The organism is Aeromonas sp. R7-4 (assembly GCF_040908055.1).
GTDB classification, from domain to species: domain Bacteria; phylum Pseudomonadota; class Gammaproteobacteria; order Enterobacterales; family Aeromonadaceae; genus Aeromonas; species Aeromonas sanarellii.
The window spans coordinates 1-18,349 of the sequence record NZ_JBFODA010000039.1; the positions used below are offsets into that span (position 1 = coordinate 1).

The following is an 18,349-nucleotide window of genomic DNA, read 5'->3' on the forward strand; positions in this document are numbered from 1 at the left end:
GCGGCTCAATGAATTGCTGAATTAACTGCTGCAACTAAAAGTTGCTTTGGTCACTTCATCAGACATTGATATCAAAAATTGTTTTTGATGCTCGACGCTGTGAGTGCCCACACAGATTGCTTGATTCAAATTGTTAAAGAGCGACGCAGCTTTTGGCTGCTGCGGGAGTGGTATTCTACTCAACCGCCTTCTCGAGTCAAGCCTTATTTGCACAGGCTTTTCGAGGCTACCGACCGGCTTGTTTGCGTTGCCGCTTGCCGTGTCGATGGAGGCGAATTATAGAGAGCGAATTCGTTCTGGCAACCCCTTCGCGGCAATAAAATTGCAGAAAAGCGCACTTTTTTAGTTATTCATATTCAATCACAGTTTTTATACACACTTATCCACAGAAACCACCAAATCCAGAGCTAAATTAGCCACTCCTCTGCAAGCGCTCATACTACTGGCTGGCTTTTTCTGTACCAGGTGAATGTAAGACCATCATTCGATGATAAGGAATACCTACCTATATAAAGAACTACGCGATCAAAAGTAAGCAATTAAGGCAATTAAGGCAGTTGAGGCAGTTGAGGCAGTTGAGGCAGTTGAGGCAGTTGAGGCAGTTGAGGCAGTTGAGGCAGTTGAGGCAGTTGAGGCAGTTGAGGCAGTATCAGAATCCTACAAAAGAAAAGCCGGGACAAGCCCGGCTTTATTCTTTTATTACTCAGCAGCTGCTTCAGCAGCGGCCGGGCGGTCTACCAGCTCAATATAAGCCATAGGGGCGTTGTCGCCAGCACGGAAACCGCATTTCAGAATGCGAGTATAACCGCCGGCGCGCTCCAGGTAGCGCGGACCCAGTTCATTGAACAGCTTAGCCACGATCGCGTTATCGCGAGTACGGGCAAATGCCAGGCGACGATTAGCAACGCTATCAGTCTTGGCAAGGGTGATCAGCGGTTCAACTACACGACGCAGCTCTTTTGCCTTAGGCAGAGTCGTCTTGATGATCTCATGACGAACCAGGGAGCTGGCCATGTTGCGGAACATAGCCTGACGATGGCTGCTGTTCCGGTTCAGTTGACGACCACTCAAACGATGGCGCATGACCTTATCCTTCTAACTAAATCTGTGAAACCCGTAATCTGGATTACTCGTCAGCGATGCTGGCGGGCGGCCAGTTCTCAAGGCGCATGCCAAGAGACAGACCACGGGAGGCCAACACGTCCTTGATCTCAGTCAGGGACTTCTTACCGAGGTTCGGAGTTTTGAGCAACTCAACTTCGGTACGCTGTACCAGATCACCAATATAGTGGATAGCTTCTGCCTTCAGACAGTTCGCGGAACGAACTGTCAGCTCCAAATCATCGACAGGACGCAGCAGAATCGGATCAAACTCGGGTTTCTCTTCTTTCTTCTCGGGCACGCTGACATCGCGCAGATCCACGAAGGCTTCCAGCTGTTCGGCCAAGATAGTGGCAGAACGGCGGATGGCCTCTTCCGGATCCAGAGTACCATTGGTCTCCATGTCGATAACCAGCTTGTCCAAGTCGGTGCGCTGTTCCACACGTGCCGCCTCAACATTGTAGGCGATGCGAACGATGGGACTGAACGCGGAGTCCAGCAGCAGGCGGCCGATAGGACGCTCTTCATCATCGTTGTGAACACGAGCAGAAGCAGGCACATAACCACGACCGCGCTGAACTTTCAGACGCATGCTGATCTCAGCATTGGCCCCTGTCAGGTGGCAGATTACGTGCTCCGGGTTTACGATCTCGACTTCATCACCGTGAGTGATATCACCAGCGGTAACGGGGCCTGTTCCAGACTTGGTCAGGGACAGAGTTACCTCGTCCTTGCCTTCCAGCTTCACAGCGATACCTTTCAGGTTGAGCAGGATTTCAAGAATGTCTTCCTGCACACCTTCTTTGCTGCTGTACTCGTGCAGTACTCCGTCGATCTCGACTTCAGTAACTGCACAACCGGGCATAGATGACAGCAAAATACGACGCAAGGCGTTGCCCAGCGTGTGACCAAAGCCACGCTCAAGCGGCTCGAGAGTCACTTTCGCGTGAGTCGGGCTAACTTGCTCGATGTCAACTAGCCGCGGTTTAAGAAAATCTGTTACAGAACCCAGCATTGTGTCCTCTCTTTAGAAGCTAGCTTTACTTGGAGTAAAGCTCGACGATCAGCTGTTCGTTAATGTCGGCAGACAGGTCGGAACGCTCCGGCAGGCGCTTGAAGGCACCTTCCATCTTAGCAGCGTCAACCTCTACCCAAGTCGGCTTCTCGCGCTGACCAGCAACTTCCAGGGAAGCTTTGATACGCGCTTGCTTCTTAGCCTTCTCGCGAACGCAGATCACGTCCTCAGGGGATACCTGGAAAGAAGGAACATTCACAACGCGGCCGTTTACCATGATGGCTTTGTGGCTCACCAGCTGACGAGATTCAGCACGAGTGGCGCCGAAGCCCATGCGGTAGACGACGTTGTCCAGACGACCTTCCAGCAGCTGCAACAGGTTTTCACCGGTGTTACCCTTTTGACGGGCAGCGTCGCGGTAGTAGTTGCGGAACTGTTTTTCCAGCACGCCGTAGATACGACGTACTTTTTGTTTCTCGCGCAGTTGTACACCGTAGTCGGACAGACGCGCTTTACGCGCACCGTGCTGACCAGGAACGGTGTCAATCTTGCACTTAGAATCAATCGCACGAACACCAGACTTCAGGAAGAGGTCGGTGCCCTCACGACGGCTAAGCTTAAGCTTAGGACCGATATATCTTGCCATCTTCTTTCTCCAACAATCCTAGACCAAGTAGCTACCAGCGTTACACGCGGCGCTTCTTGGGAGGACGACAACCGTTGTGCGGGATCGGAGTCACATCAGTAATATTAGTGATGCGGAAACCAGCCGCGTTCAGAGCGCGGATGGAAGACTCACGACCGGGACCCGGACCTTTGACCATGACTTCCAGGTTCTTCACGCCGTATTCTTTGGCGATCTCACCAGCACGCTCAGCAGCTACCTGGGCAGCAAACGGAGTGGACTTACGGGAACCACGGAAACCTGAACCACCGGAGGTAGCCCATGACAGAGCATTGCCCTGACGGTCAGTAATGGTCACGATTGTGTTGTTGAAAGATGCATGAACGTGCGCAATACCGTCGCTCACTTGCTTTTTAACGCGCTTGCGAGCACGAGTCGGAGTTTTAGCCATTTTCTACCTTCCCGTTACTTCTTGATAGCCTTGCGCGGACCCTTACGGGTACGAGCGTTGGTCTTGGTACGTTGACCACGAACAGGCAGGCTACGACGGTGACGCAAACCACGGTAGCAACCCAGATCCATCAATCGCTTGATGTTCATGGAAATCTGACGACGCAGGTCACCTTCAACGGTGAATTTACCTACTTGTTCACGCAGACTCTCGATCTGAGTTTCGTCCAGGTCTTTAATTTTCACATTCTCAGCGATACCGGCTGCGGCACAGATGGCCTTGGAGCGGGTACGACCGACGCCATAAATAGCAGTCAGTGCAATGACTGCATGCTTATGGTCAGGAATGTTAATGCCAGCGATACGGGCCACTATTCACTCCTACATATAGTAGATTACGACCACCACAAAGCCCGTGAGCGGATACGTGGCGGTCAACCAATACACAACAAAAGTTGGCTGGCTATATTAGCCAGCACAACTATTTGTTGCAAGTACTAACCGTAAAAAATTAGCCTTGGCGCTGTTTATGCTTTGGCTCGCTGCAAATCACACGCACCACACCGTGACGCTTGATGATTTTGCAGTTACGGCAGATTGCCTTAACGGAAGCACGAACTTTCATTGCTTAACTCCGTAACTACGCCGACCTTTAGCGGCCGTAGCCCTTCAGGTTGGCCTTCCTCAGGACGTCGCCATATTGATGAGACATCATATGGGTTTGTACCTGAGCCATGAAGTCCATGATAACTACCACGATAATCAGCAGCGAGGTGCCACCGAAGTAGAACTGTACGTTCCAGGCAGTCATCAGGAACTGGGGTACCAGACAGATAAAGGTTATATAGAGCGCACCTGCCAATGTCAGGCGAGTCATAACCTTATCGATGTAACGTGCTGTCTGCTCGCCCGGGCGGATCCCCGGGATAAAGGCTCCACTCTTCTTCAGGTTATCTGCTGTCTCGCGGGGGTTGAACACCAGCGCGGTATAGAAGAAACAGAAGAAGATAATGGCTGCTGCATAAAGCATCTCATACAAGGGCTGACCCGGCTGCAGGACCATAGAGACCTGTTGCAGGATATCAGCGATCTTGCCCTCGCCCTGACCAAACCAAGAGGTGATGGTCCCAGGGAAGAGGATGATGCTGGATGCGAAAATCGCAGGAATCACACCGGCCATATTCACTTTCAACGGCAGGTGTGTGCTTTGCGCGGCGAATACCTGGCGGCCTTGTTGACGCTTGGCATAGTTCACGACGATACGACGCTGACCACGCTCCACGAACACCACAAAGTAAGTCACTGCGAAAACAATCAAGCCCAGCAACAACAACAGCAGGATGTGCAATTCCCCTTGACGTGCCTGTTCGGCCGTAGCGCCAATGGCATGAGGCAGACCGGCAACGATACCTGTGAAGATAATCAACGAGATACCATTACCAATCCCACGCTCGGTAATCTGCTCACCCAACCACATCAAGAACATGGTACCGGTGACCAGACTCACAACGGCTGTGAAATAGAAGCCCAAACCCGGATGAGTCACGAGTCCTTGCATCATATTCGGCAAGCCGGTTGCAATACCAATGGCCTGGAACGTTCCCAAAACCAGCGTGCCCCAACGGGTATATTGGCTAATCTTGCGACGGCCGGATTCACCCTCTTTCTTGAGTTCAGCAAGAGCGGGATGGACCACAGTCAGCAGCTGGATAATGATCGAGGCCGAAATGTACGGCATGATCCCCAGCGCAAGAATAGAAGCACGCGAGAGTGCACCACCACTGAACATGTTGAACATCTCAATGATGGTGCCCTTCTGTTGTTGGAACAACTCGGCCAGTACGGCGGCGTCAATACCAGGGATCGGCACATAAGAGCCTGCACGGAACACGATAATTGCCCCGAGAACGAAGAGCAGACGGCTCTTCAATTCACTCAGACCACCTTGTGCTTTAACATCCAATCCTGGTTTCTTAGCCATTGTACTGATTATTCCTCGATTTTACCGCCAGCTGCCTCGATGGCTGCACGTGCACCTTTGGTGACGGACAGACCACGAACGGTCACAGCACGGTCAATGTTGCCAGACAGAACAACTTTAGCGAACACGATGTTTTTGGTAATCACACCGGCTTGCTTCAGAGTGCTCACGTCGACCACATCACCTTCTACCAGGGCGATTTCATTCAGGCGCACTTCGGCAGAAACCAAAGATTTGCGAGAGAAGAAACCGAACTTCGGCAGACGGATTTTCAAAGGCATCTGGCCACCCTCGAAACCGTTGCGGACTTTACCGCCACCGGAACGAGAAGTTTGACCTTTCACACCACGACCACCAGTCTTGCCCAGACCAGAACCGATACCACGGCCCGGACGGTGCTTAACACGCTTGGAACCAGCGGCCGGAGACAGAGTATTCAGACGCATGCTTAGCCCTCCACCTTAACCATGTAATAAACCTGGTTGATCATACCGCGTACGCAGGGAGTATCTTCCAGCTCAACGGTGTGACCAATGCGACGCAGACCCAGACCACGCAGAGTCGCCTTGTGCTTTGGCAGACGGCCGATAGAGCTGCGAGTTTGAGTTACTTTTACAGTGTTAGCCATGTCGCATTACCCCAGAATTTCTTCAACGCGCAGACCACGCTTGGCAGCGATCTGTTCCGGTGATTGACCGTGAACCAGAGCGTCGACAGTTGCGCGAACAACGTTGATCGGGTTGGTGGAACCGTAGGTCTTGGCCAGCACGTTGTGGATACCGGCAACTTCCAGCACGGCACGCATAGCGCCGCCTGCGATGATACCTGTACCTTGGGAGGCCGGCTTCATGAACACGGTGGAACCAGAGTGAACACCACGCACCGGGTGGTGCAGAGTGCCGTTGTTCAGTTCAACCTTGCTCAGGTTACGCTTAGCCTGTTCCATCGCCTTTTGAATGGCGGCCGGAACTTCACGAGCCTTACCGTAACCGTAACCTACACGGCCGTTACCATCACCCACCACGGTCAACGCGGTGAAGGACATGATACGACCACCTTTAACAGTTTTCGAAACACGGTTTACTGCAATGAGCTTTTCTTGCAGTTCGCCGGCTTGAGATTCGACTTTAGCCATCTTCGACTCCTAGCTTAGAACTGAAGACCAGCGTCACGAGCAGCGGCAGCCAGAGCGGCTACACGACCGTGATACTTGAAACCGGAACGATCGAAAGATACGTTCTGAACGCCTTTGGCAATGGCACGCTCAGCGATTGCTTTACCTACAGCGGTAGCAGCATCTGCGTTACCGGTGTATTTCAGAGCTTCACTGATGGCCTTCTCTACTGTGGAAGCAGAGGCCAGAACTTCGGAACCGTTGGCTGCAATAACCTGCGCATAGATATGACGCGGGGTACGGTGAACAACCAGACGGGTAGCTCCCAGTTCCTGCATCTTTTTCCGAGCACGAGTAGCACGACGGAGACGAGCTGCTTTCTTGTCCATAGTGTTACCTTACTTCTTCTTAGCTTCTTTAGTACGCACTTGCTCGTTGGCATAGCGTACACCCTTGCCCTTGTAGGGCTCCGGAGCGCGGTAAGCACGGATATCGGCGGCGACTTGGCCAACCAGCTGCTTGTCCACACCACGCAGAACGATTTCGGTGGCGGACGGACATTCAGCGGTGACACCAGCCGGCAGCGCATGCTCTACCGGGTGAGAGAAGCCCAGTGCCAGCGCAACAGCATTGCCCTTGATGGAGGCTTTGTAACCTACACCAACCAGCTGCAGCTTGCGCTCGAAGCCTTGGGTAACACCGACTACCATGTTGTTGACCAATGCACGGGCAGTACCGGCCTGAGCGTCAGCACCAGCGATGCCGTCGCGCGGGGCGAACTTCAGTACATTGTCTTCTTTGGTCACTTCTACACCGGCGTGGATGGAACGAACCAGGGAACCTTTACCACCTTTGATGGACAGTTCCTGACCGTTCAGAGTCACCTCTACGCCAGCAGGAATAGTGACGGGTGCCTTAGCAACGCGAGACATTTCCGACCTCCTATTAAGCGACGTAGCAGATGATCTCACCACCCATGCTTGCCTTGCGGGCAGCACGGTCGGTCATCACACCTTTAGACGTGGACACGATAGCAACACCGAGACCGCCCATGACTTTCGGCAGATCAGTAGTGCGCTTGTAAATACGCAGGCCGGGACGGCTCACGCGTTGGATCAGTTCTACAACCGGCTTGCCCTGGAAATACTTCAGTTCGATTTCCAGTTCCGGCTTCACGTCACCAGCTACGTTGTAGCCAGCGATGTAACCTTCTTCTTTCAGCACTTTGGCGATAGCCACTTTCAGCTTGGAAGAAGGCATGGAAACCGCAACTTTGCTCGCCGCCTGACCGTTACGGATGCGGGTCAGCATATCCGCGATCGGATCTTGCATGCTCATAGTCTAACTCCCGAGATTCTTACCAAGAGGCCTTTTTGAGGCCCGGAATTTCGCCCTTCATGGCATGCTCACGCACCTTGATGCGGGACAGGCCAAACTTGCGCAGGAAACCGTGCGGACGACCAGTAATATTGCAACGGTTACGCTGGCGGGACGGACTGGAATCACGGGGCAGCTGTTGCAGTTGCAAGACAGCGTCCCAACGCGCTTCTTCAGAAGCGTTCATATCAACGATGATAGCTTTCAGCTCGGTACGCTTGGTAGCGTATTTGGCTGCCAGCTTCGCACGCTTAGCTTCGCGCGCTTTCATGGATGTTTTAGCCATAACCCTAACCTTACTTGCGGAATGGGAAGTTAAAGGCAGCCAGCAGAGCACGGCCTTCTTCGTCGGTATTCGCGGAAGTGGTGATGGTGATATCCAGACCACGGACGCGATCGACCTTGTCATAGTCGATTTCCGGGAAGATGATTTGCTCACGCACGCCCATGGAGTAGTTACCACGGCCATCGAACGCCTTGGCGTTCAGACCACGGAAGTCACGGATACGCGGTACGGAGATGCAAATCAGCCGTTCCAGGAACTCCCACATACGCTCGCCACGCAGGGTTACTTTACAACCTATCGGGTAGCCTTCACGAATCTTGAAGCCCGCAACAGATTTGCGTGCTTTGGTGATCAGCGGTTTCTGACCGGAAATGGCAGCCATGTCGGCAGCGGCATTTTCCAGCAACTTCTTGTCAGAGATCGCTTCACCAACACCCATGTTCAGGGTGATTTTCTCGATCCGAGGGACTTGCATGATAGTCTTGTAACCGAACTGCTTGGTCAGTTCATTTACTACATCGGATTTGTAGTAATCATGCAGTTTCGCCATCGTTAAACTCCAATTACTTCACAAGTTCGCCGGTGGATTTGAAGAAACGGACTTTCTTGCCGTCTTCAATCCGGAAACCAACGCGGTCAGCCTTGCCAGTGGCAGAGTTGAACAGCGCTACGTTAGATACATCGATGGGGGCTTCTTTGGTGACGATACCGCCAGCCTGACCCAGTGCGGGTACCGGCTTCTGGTGTTTCTTCACCTGGTTGATGCCTTCCACGATTACCTTACCTTTGGCAATCAGAACTTGAGTGACTTTGCCACGCTTGCCCTTGTCTTTGCCGGTAAGAACAATTACTTCGTCTTCGCGACGGATTTTAGCTGCCATCGTTCGACTCCTTACAGTACTTCGGGTGCCAGGGACACAATCTTCATGAACTTCTCGTTACGGAGTTCACGGGTCACCGGGCCAAAAATACGAGTACCGATTGGCTGTTGGTTGTTGTTAAGCAACACAGCCGCATTGTTGTCGAAACGGATGACAGAGCCGTCCGGACGACGAACGCCTTTACGGGTGCGTACGACCACCGCGTTATACACATCACCTTTCTTCACTTTACCGCGAGGAATGGCTTCCTTGATGGAAACCTTGATGATGTCGCCGATGCCGGCGTAACGGCGGTGCGAACCACCCAGAACCTTAATACACATTACACTGCGAGCGCCGGAGTTGTCGGCAACACCCAGCATACTTTGCATCTGGATCATCTTAGTGCTCCGCTTTGTTTACTTCTTATCCCTGATGGGATCTGGCTGCCTTCAAAAGGCGCGAAACTATAACACAGCTGTTTTTGAAAAGGTAGCCTAAAAAACAAACGGCCCCGATGGGGGGCCGTTTGGGCTAGAAAGTACCGAATTAGGCCTTTTCTACGACAGCAACCAGGGTCCAGGATTTGGTCTTGGACAGCGGGCGGCACTCGCGGATTTCCACGAGGTCGCCAGCCTTGCACTCGTTGTTCTCGTCATGCACGTGCAGCTTGGTAGTACGCTTGATGATCTTACCGTAGATCGGGTGCTTTACCTTGCGCTCGATGGCGACGGTGATGGACTTGTCCATCTTGTCGCTGATTACACGACCTTGCAGAGTACGGATCTTGTCAGTCATTACGCACCTGCCTTCTCAGTCAGTACAGTCTTGATACGTGCGACGTCACGACGCACTTGTTTCAGAGTGTGAGTCTGAGCCAGTTGGCCGGTGGAAGCTTGCATGCGCATGTTGAATTGCTCACGCAGCAAACCCAGCAGCTCCTGGTTCAGTTCTTCGACGCTCTTTTGACGCAGATCTTGGGCTTTCATCACATCACCGTCTTAATTACGAAAGTGGTCTGAACGGACAGCTTAGCTGCGGCCAGGGCAAACGCTTCACGCGCCAGAGCCTCAGGTACACCATCCATCTCGTACAGAACCTTGCCAGGCTGGATCGGGCAAACCCAGTATTCCACGTTACCCTTACCTTTACCCATACGAACTTCGAGGGGCTTTTCGGTGATGGGCTTGTCCGGGAACACACGGATCCAGATCTTGCCTTGACGCTTAACGTGACGGGTCATGGCACGACGGGCTGCTTCGATTTGACGAGCAGTCAGCTGACCACGAGATGTCGCCTTCAGGCCAAAGGTACCGAAGGATACTTCGTTACCGGCATTGGCCAGACCGCGGTTACGACCCTTGTGGGTCTTGCGGAATTTAGTACGCTTAGGTTGCAACATTTACCGAATCTCCTTACTTAGCAGCGCGGCGCTTGTTGTCACGCTTGGGCTTTGCAGGAGCTTGCTCTTGAGCAGCGGCAGCATTGACTGCAGCCAGACCACCCAGAACTTCGCCCTTGAAGATCCAAACTTTGACGCCGATCACACCGTAAGTGGTGTGGGCTTCAGAAGTTGCATAGTCGATGTCGGCACGCAGGGTGTGCAGGGGCACACGACCTTCACGGTACCATTCGGTACGCGCGATTTCAGCGCCGCCCAGACGACCGGATACTTCTACCTTGATGCCCTTGGCACCCAGACGCATGGCGTTCTGTACGGCGCGCTTCATGGCGCGACGGAACATTACGCGACGTTCCAGCTGAGAAGTGATGCTGTCGGCAACCAGTTTGCCATCCAGCTCCGGCTTGCGGACTTCGGAAATGTTGATCTGAGCAGGCACGCCAGCAATAGCGGCTACGGCTTTGCGCAGTTTCTCAACGTCTTCGCCTTTCTTGCCGATCACGACACCCGGACGAGCGGTGTGAATGGTCACACGGATGCTCTTGGCCGGACGCTCGATGGTGATCTTGGACAAGGAAGCGTTTTTCAGCTCCTTGGTCAGGAACTGGCGTACTTGGAAATCGCTGTACAGGTTGTCAGCGAAGTCTTTGGTGTTCGCGAACCAGGTAGAATTCCAAGGCTTGGTAATACCCAGGCGAATGCCATTAGGATGTACTTTCTGACCCATTGCTTATCTCCCAGCCTTAGCGTCGGATACCACTACAGTGATGTGAGCGGTACGCTTGAGGATACGATCCGCGCGACCTTTGGCACGCGGGCGGATGCGCTTCATGGAGGGACCTTCGTCTACCATGATGGTGGCAACACGCAGGGTGTCGATATCGGCACCTTCGTTGTGCTCAGCGTTGGCAATGGCAGATTCCAGCACTTTCTTCACCAGAACAGCAGCCTTTTTCGGGCTGAAGGTCAGGATGTTCAGAGCCTTGTCTACGGACAGACCACGTACTTGATCGGCTACCAGACGAGCTTTCTGGGCAGAAGTACGGGCATAACGGTGTTTAGCGATAGCTTCCATCATTTATCCCTTAGCGCTTCTTAGCCTTCTTATCAGCAGCATGGCCGCGATAAGTACGAGTCGGTGCGAATTCACCCAGTTTGTGACCGATCATTTCTTCGGTAACGAAAACCGGAACGTGCTGACGACCATTATGGACAGCGATGGTCAAACCGATCATGTTCGGGATGATCATTGAACGACGGGACCAGGTCTTAACCGGCTTTTTATCCCCGCTTTCCACCGCTTTCTCTACCTTCTTCAGCAAGTGCAGGTCGATAAATGGACCCTTCTTGAGAGAACGTGGCATGGTGATTCCTCTATGTTAACAATTACTTGTTACGACGACGTACGATGTACTTGTCGGTACGCTTGTTCTTACGGGTCTTGAAGCCCTTAGCCTTCTGGCCCCATGGGGACACAGGCTGCATGCCCTTGTTACGACCCTCACCACCACCGTGCGGGTGATCAACCGGGTTCATCGCCATACCGCGAACGGTCGGACGAATACCACGCCAGCGGTTTGCACCGGCTTTACCCAGTTGACGCAGCATGTGCTCGGAGTTACCCACTTCACCGATGGTAGCGCGGCACTCGGCCAGAACTTTACGTACTTCGCCGGAACGCAGACGCAGAGTTACATAGTTACCTTCACGAGCCAGGATCTGGATGAAAGTACCAGCGGAACGAGCCAGCTGGGCACCTTTACCAGGCTTCATCTCGACGGCGTGAACGGTAGAACCGACCGGAATGTTGCGCATCGGCAGGGTGTTACCCACCTTGATGGCAGCATCAGCACCAGAGGCGATTGCATCACCAGCTTTCAGGCCTTTCGGAGCCAGGATGTAACGACGCTCACCGTCTGCATACAGCACCAGGGCGATGTTTGCGGTACGGTTAGGATCGTATTCCAGACGCTCAACTTTGGCCGGAATGCCGTCTTTGTCGCGCTTGAAGTCGATCAGACGGTAGTGTTGCTTGTGACCACCGCCGATGTGGCGAGTGGTGATACGACCGTTGTTGTTACGACCACCGGTCTTGTCTTTCTTGTCCAGCAGGGCTGCGAAGGGCTTACCCTTGTACAGCTCTTGGTTGACGATCTTGACGACGTGGCGGCGGCCCGGAGAAGTAGGCTTGCACTTAACGATTGCCATTTTTCAGAACTCCTCTTACTCGGCTGCGCCCATGAAGTCGATGTCCTGACCAGCTTTCAGGGTCACATAAGCCTTTTTCCAATCGGAACGACGGCCTACGCGTGCACCTGCGCGCTTGGTCTTACCCTTCATGTTCAGGGTACGGACGGTCTCAACTTCGACCTCGAACAGTTTCGCAACTGCAGCTTTGACTTCCGCCTTGGTGGCATCAACAGCAACTTTGAACACGATAGTGTTCTGCTTTTCTGCGACCATGGTGCTCTTTTCAGAGATGTGCGGAGCCTTCAGAACTTTCAGCAGACGCTCTTCACGGATCATGCCAGCATCTCCTCGATTTGCTTAACTGCGTCAGCAGTCATCAGAACCTTGTCGAAAGCGATCAGGCTGACCGGGTCGATACCGGCAACGTCACGCACGTCGACCTTGTACAGGTTACGAGCAGCCAGGAACAGGTTCTCATCGACTTCAGCAGTCACGATCAGAACGTCAGTCAGTTCCATTTCTTTCAGCTTGGCGATCAGTTCTTTGGTCTTCGGCGCTTCGATGCCGAACTTCTCAACAACGATCAGGCGCTCTTGACGTACCAGCTCGGACAGGATGCTACGGATAGCGCCGCGGTACATCTTCTTGTTTACTTTCTGGCTGTGATCTTGCGGCTTAGCAGCAAAGGTCACACCACCGGAACGCCAGATGGGCGAACGGATGGAGCCAGCACGGGCACGACCAGTACCCTTCTGACGCCACGGCTTTTTGCCGCCACCAGACACTTCAGAGCGAGTCAGCTGCGCACGAGTACCCTGACGGGCACCAGCGGCATATGCAACGACAACCTGGTGAACCAGAGCTTCGTTGAATTCGCGCCCGAAGGTAGTCTCGGAAACTTCAAGAGCGCTCTTGGCGTCTTTCATTACCAATTCCATTACTATCTCCTCAGACGTTACGCTTTGACGGCAGGTTTGACGATCACGTTGCCGTTGGTTGCACCCGGTACTGCGCCTTTGATGAGCAGCAGGTTGCGTTCAGCGTCAACACGAACCAGTTCCAGGTTCTGAGTCGTTACACGCTCAGCACCCATGTGACCAGCCATCTTCTTGCCCTTGAATACACGGCCCGGGGTCTGGTTTTGACCGATGGAGCCAGGTACACGGTGGGACAGGGAGTTACCGTGGGTCATATCCTGGGTGCGGAAGTTCCAGCGCTTAACAGTACCGGCAAAACCTTTACCCTTGGATGTGCCGGTAACGTCTACCAGCTTAACGTCAGCGAGAAGATCTACTTTCAGCTCGCTACCAACAGTGAAAGTTTCACCGTTGTTCAGGCGGAATTCCCACAGACCGCGACCGGCTTCTACACCAGCTTTGGCGAAGTGGCCAGCTTCCGGCTTGGTTACGCGGCTGGCTTTCTTGGAGCCAGTGGTAACCTGAATAGCGTTGTAGCCGTCGGTTTCTACAGATTTGACCTGAGTTACACGGTTAGCTTCAACTTCGATAACAGTCACCGGGATAGAAACGCCATCTTCAGTGAAGATGCGAGTCATACCCACTTTGCGACCTACAAGACCGATTGTCATTGTTATCAACCTCTTTCCGTAATTAACCCAGGCTGATCTGGACGTCTACACCAGCTGCCAGATCCAGACGCATCAGAGCGTCAACGGTCTTGTCAGTCGGTTCAACGATGTCTACCAGACGCTTGTGAGTGCGGATCTCGTACTGATCACGCGCGTCCTTGTTGACGTGCGGGGAGATCAGAACGGTGAAACGCTCTTTGCGAGTCGGCAGCGGGATAGGACCGCGAACCTGCGCGCCGGTGCGCTTTGCAGTTTCAACGATTTCCGCAGTGGATTGATCGATCAGGCGATGATCAAAAGCCTTCAGGCGGATACGGATTCTTTGGTTCTGCATTGACAGAGCTCCAATAGATAAAAGAACATAAATCAACACCGCCCGACCGAGATTACTCCCGCCAGAGGTGCGATTTTTCACGTTTCCTCCCATATCGGGAGGACTGTATGGCTGGCGACACGTAAACGGGAAGCTCAGCAAGCAGACATATCGTCTGGCTGCCTCATGGGCAAGCGGAGGGGATTATACGGATTTTTTCAATTCACGCAAGAGAAGGCGGACAGATTGTGCGCAATTTTGTGTGGCGGATGGATCTCGTGGCGCATCCTCGCTCACCCCTCGAAAACCGGTAACGACAATGTTGCAAACGGGCTGATAGACTGCGTCCTCGCCTCTGTCTGCGGAATCATCCCTATGCTCAAGAATCAGAAAAAAGCCTACCAGTACGGGCTCTGCGCCGTCGCCCTCTGGTCGACGGTCGCCAGCGCCTTCAAGATCTCCCTTGCCTACTTCGAGCCGGTTCAACTGCTGCTGGTCGCGGCCTGTACCTCCACCCTGACGCTGGGGGTGATCGTTGCCTACCAGGGCAAACTGCCGCTAATGCTCGGCTACATCAAGGGCCGCCCCCTCTACTATCTGGCGCTGGGGGTCTTGAATCCCTTCCTCTATTACCTGCTGCTGTTCAAGGCCTATGACCTGCTGCCGGCCCAGCAGGCCCAGACCCTCAACTACACCTGGGCCATCACCCTCAGCCTGCTGGCCGTCCCCTTCCTCGGTCAGACGCTGCGCCGCCGCGACTGTGTCGCCATCGTGCTCGGTTACTTCGGGGCCCTGGTGATCGCCACCAGGGGGGATGTGTTCGGCCTGCAGTTCGACAGCCCGCTCGGGGTAACGCTGGCCCTGGTCTCGACGCTTATCTGGGCCGGCTACTGGATCCTCAACACCCGCAATCAGGGGGATCCCGTCGTCAGCCTGCTGCTCGGCTTCCTCATCAGCCTGCCGTTCATCGTCGCGGCGACCTGGCTGCTCTCCGACTTCGCCATGACCGCCTGGCAGGGCTGGGCCGGTGCCATCTATGTGGGGCTGTTCGAGATGGGTTTCGGCTTCGTGCTCTGGCTGATGGCGCTGCGCCATGCCACCAACACGGCGCCCATCAGCAACCTTATCTTCATCTCGCCGTTTGCCTCCCTGGTGCTGCTCAACCTGTTGATCGGCGAAACCATCCACCCGGCCACCCCCATCGGGCTGGCGCTGATCGTCGCAGCCCTGCTGATCCAGCAGTTGAAATATGGCAGGCGCTACCGCAAGACAAGCGAGCCGCAAGCCTGACATGCAAAGGGCGTATCCATGGATACGCCCCTCGCTCAGTCCATCCACTCCAGCGGCTGGTTCTTGGGCAGCCGGATCTCCACCAGCAGGCCCCCCAGCTCGGATCGTCCCAGCCTGATGGTGCCGTGATGCTGGGAGACTATCTTGGCGACAATGGCCAGCCCCAGGCCACTGCCGCCGCCGGTGCGGGCCACATTGCCCTGGGTAAAGGGCTTGAGCACCCGGGAATAGTCCTCTTCTGCTATCCCCGGGCCGTTGTCAGAGAGTCGCAGCCGTACCCAGTGACCGTCATCCCTGAGCTCGGCCTGCAGCCGGGTCGCACCATAGCGCAGCGCATTACCCGACAGGTTATTGAGGATGCGGCGCATGCTGATGGGGTGACAGACGACCCGCACCGCCGCCTCAGGCAACAGCACCTCCACCTCCAACCCCTGATCGGTCTGCATCAGGAGCGCATCATGGATCAGCCGGGTCAGGTCGACGGGATGGGCATCCAGTCCCTCGCTCGGCCGGATGTAGTCGATGAACTGATCGATGATGCCGTTCGACTCGTCGATGTCCGCATTGATGCTCTCCTTGAGATACTCATCCTCGGAAGACATCATCTCGGTGGCCAGGCGGATGCGGGTCAGGGGCGTACGCAGATCGTGGGACACCCCCGCCATCATCAGATTGCGCTCCTCGATCAGCCCCTTGATGGAGCTGGACATGTGATTGAAGGTGCGGGTCAGGCGGCGCACCTCACGGGAGCCCTGCTCGTCCAGCGCATCGGGGAAGTGGCCTCGGGCCACCGCCACGGCCCCCGCCTCGAGATCCTCCAGCGGTCGCACCAGCTGGCGGGCGAAGCGCCAGGCCGCGAACAGGGTCACCACCAGCAGCACGCTCATGTAGAGGATCAGCGGCTCTATGTCGTCATCCTCGATCTCGGTGAGCGGAATGCGCACCCACATCTGGCTGGCCTGGGGCGGCTGGATCCAGATAATGTAGTGATCCTGGATCTCCACCCTGACCCGGGTCTCCCCCTTCAGCTCGCGGCTGATGCTCTCCTCCAGATAGGGATAGGGTTTGGAGTCGTTCAGCCCGTGCTGCTCCGCCTCGCTCTGGGTGTAGATGTCGCTGCCGGTCGCCACATAGACCAGCGCCTCGGCATCTTCGCTCAGGGCCAGCTGACTGTTGTCCACCGGGAAGATGAGCTTGACCTGGTTGGCCAGCAGGTGACTGATCTGCTTGACGGTGGGGGCCAGCAGGTAGTTGTAGAAGGTGGCGTAGGAGACAAACTGATAGACCACCAGCACGGCGGCCAGAAACCAGAGCATGCGGGAAAACATGCTGCCCACTTTCTTCATGCGTTCTCACCGTCCGGCACGAAGACATAGCCCAGACCCCAGACGGTCTGCAGGTAACGGGGCTGGGCCGGGTCCTGCTCCAGCAGGCGGCGAAGGCGGGAAACCTGCACGTCTATGCTGCGCTCGGTGGCGGTGTACTCGCGACCCCTCGCCAGATTCATCAGCTTGTCGCGGGAGAGCGGCTCGCGGGGATGGCTCACCAGCACCTTGAGCACCGCAAATTCGCCGCTGGTCAGCGAGACCGGCTCGCCGTCCCGGCTCAGTTCCCGGGTCGCCAGGTTGAGCTGATAGGCACCGAAGGTCACCATCTTCTCGGCGGCGGAGGGGGCACCGGGCAGCTCGACGGTGTGGCGGCGCAAGACGGCACGGATCCGGGCCAGCAGCTCCCGCGGGTTGAACGGCTTGGGCAGGTAGTCATCGGCCCCCATCTCCAGCCCGACGATGCGATCCACCTCATCCCCCTTGGCGGTGAGCATGAGCACAGGGATCTGGTTGCCCGCCTCGCGCAGGCGGCGGCAGATGGAGAGGCCGTCTTCCCCGGGCAGCATCAGGTCCAGCACCATCAGGCTGAAGTTTTCACGGGTCAGCAGGCGGTCGGCCTGTTCGCCATTGGCGACGCCCCGAACCACGAACCCCTGTTCGGTCAGGTAGCGCTCCAGCAGGGAACGTAATTTCAGGTCGTCGTCGACCACCAGGACCTTGTATTGCTGACTCATTGCCGCCTCTCCTCTCTGTCTCCGCTCATACTAGGGCGCGTCCCTGCAACCACAAAGCATAAATATGTTACCGGTTATTACCCTGTATCCGGGCTGGACGGGCTCTCTACGCTCCTGCCAGCCCTGCTCCGGCCACGCTTTTTGCTCGACAGGGCGGCGGCAATGGCTAAGATCCCGTGCAAACAGATGCAATGCGCCAGGGAGTGATAACCCCATGAAAACCAAACTCATTACCCGTGAAGGCTACAACCGGCTCAGGCAGGAGCACGACATGCTCTGGCGGGAGGAGAGGCCAGACGTCACCAAGAAGGTGGCCTGGGCGGCCAGCCTCGGCGATCGCAGCGAGAATGCCGACTACCAGTACAACAAGAAGCGCCTGCGGGAGATCGACCGCCGGGTTCGCTACCTGCGCAAGTGCCTGGAAGAGCTGACCATAGTCGACTACTCCCCCTCCCAGGAGGGCAGGGTGTTCTTCGGCGCCTGGGTCGAGGTCGAGAACGACGAAGGCGAGGCCAAGCGCTTTCGCATCGTCGGCTACGACGAGATCTTCGGTCGCAAGGACTACATCTCCATCGACTCCCCCATGGCCCGCGCCCTGCTCAAGAAGGAGGTGGGCGACGAGGCCATGGTGCGTACGCCAGTCGGTGACGCCTGCTGGTACGTCAATGAGATCAGCTATCCCAAATGAGCCGGCT

Annotated in this window: 32 protein-coding genes; 2 read left to right on the top strand and 30 right to left on the bottom strand. The window is 55.2% G+C overall.

Translation table 11 applies throughout. From position 1 onward, the window contains the following. Positions 1-699: 699 nt before the first annotated feature. From rplQ to rpsJ, 28 genes are all read right to left on the bottom strand, one after another. A complete protein-coding gene (rplQ, locus tag AB5Y72_RS10365; RefSeq protein ID WP_005307999.1) occupies positions 700-1,083 on the bottom strand; it encodes a 50S ribosomal protein L17 in 384 nt (127 codons plus the stop codon). Between the two features lie 43 nt (positions 1,084-1,126). Beyond that, on the bottom strand, positions 1,127-2,116 hold the full coding sequence (gene rpoA / locus AB5Y72_RS10370) for a DNA-directed RNA polymerase subunit alpha (protein ID WP_005307997.1): 990 nt from the start codon (positions 2,114-2,116) through the stop codon (positions 1,127-1,129). A 25-nt stretch (positions 2,117-2,141) separates the two neighbouring features. Then, on the bottom strand, positions 2,142-2,762 hold the full coding sequence (gene rpsD, locus AB5Y72_RS10375; RefSeq protein WP_010672568.1) for a 30S ribosomal protein S4: 621 nt from the start codon (positions 2,760-2,762) through the stop codon (positions 2,142-2,144). Between the two features lie 40 nt (positions 2,763-2,802). After that, positions 2,803-3,192 carry a 30S ribosomal protein S11 gene (gene rpsK, locus AB5Y72_RS10380; RefSeq protein ID WP_005319702.1) on the bottom strand — a complete coding sequence of 130 codons (390 nt, stop codon included), beginning with the start codon at positions 3,190-3,192 and terminating at the stop codon, positions 2,803-2,805. 14 nt (positions 3,193-3,206) lie between these two features. Then, the gene (gene rpsM / locus AB5Y72_RS10385; RefSeq protein ID WP_125609091.1) at positions 3,207-3,563 is read right to left on the bottom strand and encodes a 30S ribosomal protein S13; all 357 of its coding nucleotides are present in this window, start codon (positions 3,561-3,563) and stop codon (positions 3,207-3,209) included. 139 nt (positions 3,564-3,702) lie between these two features. Then, positions 3,703-3,816: a 50S ribosomal protein L36 gene (gene rpmJ, locus AB5Y72_RS10390; RefSeq protein WP_005319705.1), complete on the bottom strand. Its 114-nt coding sequence runs from the start codon at positions 3,814-3,816 to the stop codon at positions 3,703-3,705. Between the two features lie 27 nt (positions 3,817-3,843). After that, complete coding sequence (gene secY / locus AB5Y72_RS10395; protein WP_010672567.1) at positions 3,844-5,172, bottom strand: preprotein translocase subunit SecY; 1,329 nt, start codon at positions 5,170-5,172, stop codon at positions 3,844-3,846. Positions 5,173-5,180: 8 nt separating this feature from the next. Continuing rightward, positions 5,181-5,618, bottom strand: coding sequence for a 50S ribosomal protein L15 (rplO, locus tag AB5Y72_RS10400; RefSeq protein WP_005307987.1), 438 nt, complete (start codon positions 5,616-5,618; stop codon positions 5,181-5,183). A 2-nt stretch (positions 5,619-5,620) separates the two neighbouring features. Beyond that, entirely contained in the window at positions 5,621-5,800 is a 180-nt protein-coding gene (rpmD, locus tag AB5Y72_RS10405; RefSeq protein ID WP_005307985.1) for a 50S ribosomal protein L30, read from the bottom strand. Between the two features lie 6 nt (positions 5,801-5,806). Next, positions 5,807-6,307 (bottom strand): 30S ribosomal protein S5, encoded by a 501-nt coding sequence (rpsE, locus tag AB5Y72_RS10410; protein WP_042078432.1) that lies wholly within the window; start codon positions 6,305-6,307, stop codon positions 5,807-5,809. A 14-nt stretch (positions 6,308-6,321) separates the two neighbouring features. Then, complete coding sequence (gene rplR / locus AB5Y72_RS10415) at positions 6,322-6,675, bottom strand: 50S ribosomal protein L18 (protein ID WP_010672566.1); 354 nt, start codon at positions 6,673-6,675, stop codon at positions 6,322-6,324. A gap of 9 nt (positions 6,676-6,684) precedes the next feature. Next, a complete protein-coding gene (gene rplF, locus AB5Y72_RS10420) occupies positions 6,685-7,218 on the bottom strand; it encodes a 50S ribosomal protein L6 (protein WP_010672565.1) in 534 nt (177 codons plus the stop codon). A gap of 13 nt (positions 7,219-7,231) precedes the next feature. Beyond that, positions 7,232-7,624 carry a 30S ribosomal protein S8 gene (gene rpsH, locus AB5Y72_RS10425; RefSeq protein WP_010672564.1) on the bottom strand — a complete coding sequence of 131 codons (393 nt, stop codon included), beginning with the start codon at positions 7,622-7,624 and terminating at the stop codon, positions 7,232-7,234. Positions 7,625-7,643: 19 nt separating this feature from the next. Continuing rightward, positions 7,644-7,949 (bottom strand): 30S ribosomal protein S14, encoded by a 306-nt coding sequence (rpsN, locus tag AB5Y72_RS10430; RefSeq protein ID WP_042078430.1) that lies wholly within the window; start codon positions 7,947-7,949, stop codon positions 7,644-7,646. Positions 7,950-7,959: 10 nt separating this feature from the next. Continuing rightward, a complete protein-coding gene (rplE, locus tag AB5Y72_RS10435) occupies positions 7,960-8,499 on the bottom strand; it encodes a 50S ribosomal protein L5 (RefSeq protein ID WP_005307978.1) in 540 nt (179 codons plus the stop codon). Between the two features lie 13 nt (positions 8,500-8,512). After that, positions 8,513-8,830, bottom strand: a complete 318-nt coding sequence (gene rplX / locus AB5Y72_RS10440; protein ID WP_005307977.1) for a 50S ribosomal protein L24 — start codon at positions 8,828-8,830, stop codon at positions 8,513-8,515. A gap of 11 nt (positions 8,831-8,841) precedes the next feature. Next, on the bottom strand, positions 8,842-9,210 hold the full coding sequence (gene rplN / locus AB5Y72_RS10445; protein ID WP_005307975.1) for a 50S ribosomal protein L14: 369 nt from the start codon (positions 9,208-9,210) through the stop codon (positions 8,842-8,844). Between the two features lie 148 nt (positions 9,211-9,358). Then, positions 9,359-9,607 carry a 30S ribosomal protein S17 gene (rpsQ, locus tag AB5Y72_RS10450; protein WP_005307966.1) on the bottom strand — a complete coding sequence of 83 codons (249 nt, stop codon included), beginning with the start codon at positions 9,605-9,607 and terminating at the stop codon, positions 9,359-9,361. After that, positions 9,607-9,798 carry a 50S ribosomal protein L29 gene (rpmC, locus tag AB5Y72_RS10455; protein ID WP_005307965.1) on the bottom strand — a complete coding sequence of 64 codons (192 nt, stop codon included), beginning with the start codon at positions 9,796-9,798 and terminating at the stop codon, positions 9,607-9,609. Before rpmC ends, rpsQ begins: the two co-directional genes overlap by 1 nt. Further along, positions 9,798-10,211 (bottom strand): 50S ribosomal protein L16, encoded by a 414-nt coding sequence (gene rplP, locus AB5Y72_RS10460; protein WP_010672562.1) that lies wholly within the window; start codon positions 10,209-10,211, stop codon positions 9,798-9,800. Before rplP ends, rpmC begins: the two co-directional genes overlap by 1 nt. 13 nt (positions 10,212-10,224) lie before the next feature. Further along, positions 10,225-10,938: a 30S ribosomal protein S3 gene (gene rpsC, locus AB5Y72_RS10465; protein WP_005331168.1), complete on the bottom strand. Its 714-nt coding sequence runs from the start codon at positions 10,936-10,938 to the stop codon at positions 10,225-10,227. 3 nt (positions 10,939-10,941) lie between these two features. Continuing rightward, positions 10,942-11,286, bottom strand: coding sequence for a 50S ribosomal protein L22 (gene rplV / locus AB5Y72_RS10470; protein ID WP_010672561.1), 345 nt, complete (start codon positions 11,284-11,286; stop codon positions 10,942-10,944). A gap of 10 nt (positions 11,287-11,296) precedes the next feature. Then, on the bottom strand, positions 11,297-11,575 hold the full coding sequence (gene rpsS / locus AB5Y72_RS10475; protein ID WP_005307960.1) for a 30S ribosomal protein S19: 279 nt from the start codon (positions 11,573-11,575) through the stop codon (positions 11,297-11,299). A gap of 22 nt (positions 11,576-11,597) precedes the next feature. Continuing rightward, entirely contained in the window at positions 11,598-12,419 is an 822-nt protein-coding gene (gene rplB / locus AB5Y72_RS10480) for a 50S ribosomal protein L2 (RefSeq protein ID WP_041209710.1), read from the bottom strand. A 15-nt stretch (positions 12,420-12,434) separates the two neighbouring features. Beyond that, positions 12,435-12,734, bottom strand: coding sequence for a 50S ribosomal protein L23 (rplW, locus tag AB5Y72_RS10485; protein WP_342690021.1), 300 nt, complete (start codon positions 12,732-12,734; stop codon positions 12,435-12,437). After that, positions 12,734-13,339, bottom strand: coding sequence for a 50S ribosomal protein L4 (gene rplD / locus AB5Y72_RS10490; RefSeq protein ID WP_005340616.1), 606 nt, complete (start codon positions 13,337-13,339; stop codon positions 12,734-12,736). The genes rplW and rplD overlap by 1 nt, the downstream gene beginning before the upstream one ends. A gap of 17 nt (positions 13,340-13,356) precedes the next feature. After that, entirely contained in the window at positions 13,357-13,989 is a 633-nt protein-coding gene (rplC, locus tag AB5Y72_RS10495; RefSeq protein WP_005307947.1) for a 50S ribosomal protein L3, read from the bottom strand. A gap of 22 nt (positions 13,990-14,011) precedes the next feature. Continuing rightward, positions 14,012-14,323: a 30S ribosomal protein S10 gene (gene rpsJ, locus AB5Y72_RS10500; RefSeq protein WP_005307944.1), complete on the bottom strand. Its 312-nt coding sequence runs from the start codon at positions 14,321-14,323 to the stop codon at positions 14,012-14,014. A 354-nt stretch (positions 14,324-14,677) separates the two neighbouring features. On the opposite strand from rpsJ, the gene AB5Y72_RS10505 reads away from it, so the two are divergent. Continuing rightward, positions 14,678-15,592, top strand: a complete 915-nt coding sequence (locus tag AB5Y72_RS10505) for a DMT family transporter (RefSeq protein ID WP_325783366.1) — start codon at positions 14,678-14,680, stop codon at positions 15,590-15,592. 35 nt (positions 15,593-15,627) lie between these two features. Here the strand turns inward: AB5Y72_RS10505 and envZ are convergent, their stop codons facing one another. After that, positions 15,628-16,938, bottom strand: a complete 1,311-nt coding sequence (gene envZ, locus AB5Y72_RS10510) for a two-component system sensor histidine kinase EnvZ (protein ID WP_219143335.1) — start codon at positions 16,936-16,938, stop codon at positions 15,628-15,630. Continuing rightward, positions 16,935-17,654 carry a two-component system response regulator OmpR gene (gene ompR, locus AB5Y72_RS10515; RefSeq protein WP_216991237.1) on the bottom strand — a complete coding sequence of 240 codons (720 nt, stop codon included), beginning with the start codon at positions 17,652-17,654 and terminating at the stop codon, positions 16,935-16,937. Before ompR ends, envZ begins: the two co-directional genes overlap by 4 nt. Before the next feature lie 214 nt (positions 17,655-17,868). On the opposite strand from ompR, the gene greB reads away from it, so the two are divergent. Beyond that, the gene (gene greB / locus AB5Y72_RS10520) at positions 17,869-18,342 is read left to right on the top strand and encodes a transcription elongation factor GreB (RefSeq protein ID WP_042078424.1); all 474 of its coding nucleotides are present in this window, start codon (positions 17,869-17,871) and stop codon (positions 18,340-18,342) included. Positions 18,343-18,349 lie beyond the last annotated feature (7 nt).